We start from the raw sequence: 3,911 nt of genomic DNA, 5'->3' as shown, positions 1-3,911 counted from the left end.
CGCCGGGCGCCCCGCCGCCGGGTGGTCCGGGCGCGCCGCCGTCAGCCCCGCCAGGGGAGACCCCGCCGCCACCGCCCGCGGGAGAGACCCCGCCCCCTCCCGCTTCGCCGGCCCCGCAGCCACGTCCCTATCCGCTGGAGCCGACCCCCTCACCGCCCCCGCCGGCCCCGGGTCAGCCCACTCCGCCGCCGGGAGCGCCCGGGGCGCCGGCCCCGCCCGGGCCGCCGGACCCGCGAAAGGACCTGTCGGCGCGGATCAAGTTCGAGAAGGACCTGCGGCAGAGTTCCAACCAGAACCTGCTGCTGCTGTCGGTGCAGTACATGGCCGGACGCTGCGGCCAGGAGGACGTCCTGGCCGGCAACGACGACCCGAACCTTCCGCTGGTGACCTGCTCGCAGGACGAGAAGTACGTCTACATCCTGGACAAGTCGATCATCAGCGGCGACCAGATAAAGACCGCCAACTCCGGGTTCGACCAGCAGGGCGGCGCCTACGTCGTCGATCTGGAGTTCAAGGACGAGGCCGCCAAGACCTGGGGCGATTTCACCGCCGCCAACATCGGCACCCAGACCGCGTTCACCCTGGACTCGCAGGTGGTCAGCGCCCCGCAGATCCGCGAGGCCATCCCCGGCGGTCGCACTCAGATCTCCGGGGGAGACCCGCCGTTCACCGCGGACTCCTCCAAGGCCCTGGCCAATGTTCTCAAGTACGGCTCACTGCCGCTGTCCTTCGAGTCCTCCGAGGCCGAAACCGTCTCGGCCACATTGGGATTGACCTCGCTGCGGGCCGGCCTGATCGCCGGAGCCATCGGCGTGGGCATGGTGCTGCTGTACTCGCTGGCCTACTACCGGGTGCTCGGATTCCTCACCATGCTGTCGCTGGTGGCCTCGGGCGCCATGGTGTACGGGATCCTGATCCTGCTTGGCCGCTACATCAACTACACCCTCGACCTGGCGGGCATCGCCGGTCTGATCATCGGCATCGGTACCACCGCCGACTCGTTCGTGGTGTTCTTCGAGCGGATGAAAGACGAGATCAGAGAAGGCCGTTCATTCCGTTCGGCGGTTCCACGAGCCTGGGCGCGGGCCCGCAAGACCATCCTGTCCGGCTCCGCGGTCAGCTTCCTGGCCGCGGCGGTGCTTTATTTCCTGGCGGTCGGACAGGTCAAGGGCTTCGCCTTCACGCTTGGCCTGACCACGATCCTCGACGTGGTGGTGGTGTTCCTGGTGACGTGGCCGCTGATGTACCTGGCCTCCAATTCGCCCACGCTGGCCAAGCCGTCCGTCAACGGGTTGGGCGCCATTCAGCAGGTCGCACGCGAACGGCGCGCCGCCGCGGCGGCCGCGGCCGGAGGGGAGTAGTCCGGTGGCCAGGAAGACCAGGGGAATCGACACGACGGAGGTGACCGACGTGCCTTCGACGGCCGAGGCGCAACCGCCGCATCACGGCTTCTTCAACCGCCTCTACACCGGCACCGGCGGCTTCGACGTGATGGGCAAGCGCAAACGGCTCTTCGCCATCACCGCTGTGATGGTGGCCGTCGCGGCCGCCAGTATCGTGCTGCGGGGCTTCACTTTCGGCATCGACTTCCAGGGCGGCACCAAGATCGGCTTCCCCCGTGGCGACGCCTCCGTCACCCAGGTCGAGCAGGTGTTCAGCGACGTCGTCGGCGTGGCCCCCGAGTCGGTTGTGGTCGTCGGCAACGGCGCCGCGGCAAGTGTGCAGATCCGCTCGAAGACGCTGACCAACGACGAGACGAACAAGCTGCGCGAAGCCATCTACGAGAAGTTCCAGCCCAAGGGCACCGACGGCAAGCCCAGCAAGCAGGCCATCAGCGACTCGGCGGTGTCGGAGACCTGGGGCGGCCAGATCACCAAGAAGGCGCTGATCGCACTCGGGGTGTTCCTGGTCCTCGTCGGTATCTACATCGCGCTCCGCTACGAGCGCTACATGGCGCTGGCGGCGCTGAGTTCGCTGATGCTCGACATGATCATCACCGCGGGCATCTACTCGCTGATCGGCTTCGAGGTCACCCCGGCCACCGTGATCGGTCTGTTGACCATCCTCGGCTACTCGCTCTACGACACCGTCATCGTGTTCGACAAGGTCGAGGAGAACACCAAGGACTTCCAGCACACCACCCGGCGCACCTTCGCCGAGCAGGCCAACCTCGCCGTCAACCAGACCTTCATGAGGTCGATCAACACCAGCCTCATCTCGCTGATGCCGGTGCTGGCGTTGATGGTGGTGGCGGTGTGGCTGCTCGGCGTCGGCACGCTGAAGGACCTGTCCCTGGTGCTGATGATCGGCATCCTGGCCGGCACCTACTCGTCGATCTTCTTCGCCACCCCGCTGCTGGTCTCCCTGCGTGAGCGCACGGCATTGGTCCGCAACCACACCCGCCGGGTGCTCAACAGGCGTCGCGCCGGTGCGGCCGCGAGCGAAGCGGCGGCGGGCGTGCCCGAGGAGGCCGCCGAACCGGCGGAGGTCGGGGCCGGCCTTGACGGGCCGGCGCGGCCGAAACGGCCGTCCGGCAAGCGGGAACGTTAGGTGGTTTTCGGTCGCCGGGCGGCTACGGCCGCCGCGTTGGTGGTACTGGCTCCGCTTGGGCTGAGCGGCTGCTCGGAGACGGCCGCGGAAGAGATCAACTATGCCATCGACGGCGAGTTGACCAGTTACAACACCAACACGGTCAGCGGGGCGGCCTCGGGCGGTCCGCAGGCGTTCGCCCGGACGCTGACCGGTTTCAGCTTCCACGGTCCGGACGGCCAGGCGCTGGCCGACACCGACTTCGGAACGACCTCGGTGGTCGGCCGCGAACCGTTGGTGATCGACTATCAGATCTCCGACAAGGCGGTGTACTCCGACGGCAAGCCGGTCACCTGTGACGACATGGTGCTGGCCTGGGCGGCCCAGTCCGGTCGCCTCCCGGGGTTCCGGGCCGCCAGCAGGGCCGGCTACCTCGACATCGCCGGCGTGGAGTGCCAACCCGGCCAGAAGAAGGCGCGGGTCAACTTCCTGCCGTTGCGGGGGATCTCGGACTCCGCCCAGTTGTTCACCGCCACATCGCTGATGCCCTCCCATGTGCTCAGCGACAAACTCGGCCTCGACGTGACCGGCGCACTGCAGAGCGGGGACCCGGTGGCGGCCGGCCGGATCGCCGAAGCCTGGAACACCGTCTGGGACCTCAAGCCCGGGATGGACGCCGAGGCACTCAAGATGTTCCCGTCGTCGGGCCCGTACAAGATCGACTCCGTCCTCGACGGCGGTGCGGTGGTGCTGGTCGCCAACGATCAGTGGTGGGGCGCCAAGCCGCTGACCGAGCGGATCACGGTGTGGCCGCGCGGGGTGGATGTGCAGGACCGGATCAACAACGGAACCTTCCACGTGGTCGACATCGCCACCGGGTCGTCGGGGACGCTGACCACACCGGATGAATACCAGCGCGCCGAAATCCTCTCCGGCGGAATCGAACAGCTCATCTTCGCCCCACAGGGCCCGCTGTCCGCGCCGGAGGCCCGGCGGGCGGTGGCGTCGTGCACGCCGCGGGATCTGATCGCCGCGAACGCGGCGATGCCGATCGCCCAGGCCCGGCTCAACCCGGTCCGGGAGGACGCCTACACCGTGCTGGAGACCGGCCCGCTGGCCGACCAGTACAACGTGGCCAATCCGGAGGCCGCACTGGCGGCACTGGCAGGTCAGCCGCTGACCGTGCGGCTGGGGTACCAGGCGCCCAACCCGAGACTGGCCGCGGCCGTCGCCGCGATCACCCAGGCGTGCGCGCCGGCCGGGATCACCGTCGTCGACGTGACCGCGACGGGCATCGGACCGCAGGCCCTGCTGGACGGGCAGATCGACGCACTGCTGGCCGGCACCGGCGGCGCGGCGGGCAGCGGCTCCACCGGATCCCC

General features: G+C 68.8%; 3 protein-coding genes. All 3 read left to right on the top strand.

Annotated elements, in window-relative coordinates; genetic code table 11:
- The coding region (secD, locus tag ADBZ5U_RS14895) for a protein translocase subunit SecD (protein WP_526811481.1) at positions 1-1,361 on the top strand (1,361 nt) is incomplete at its 5' end.
- Between the two features lie 25 nt (positions 1,362-1,386).
- Positions 1,387-2,550, top strand: a complete 1,164-nt coding sequence (gene secF / locus ADBZ5U_RS14890) for a protein translocase subunit SecF (RefSeq protein WP_526811482.1) — start codon at positions 1,387-1,389, stop codon at positions 2,548-2,550.
- Positions 2,551-3,911: ABC transporter substrate-binding protein (locus tag ADBZ5U_RS14885; RefSeq protein ID WP_526811479.1), on the top strand; the 1,361-nt coding region annotated here is incomplete at its 3' end.

The organism is Mycobacterium sp. (genome assembly GCF_040398885.1).
Classification (GTDB): Bacteria; Actinomycetota; Actinomycetes; order Mycobacteriales; family Mycobacteriaceae; genus Mycobacterium.
Note: the sequence above shows the minus strand (reverse complement) of the source record. Positions and strands in the feature narration are given on the sequence as shown.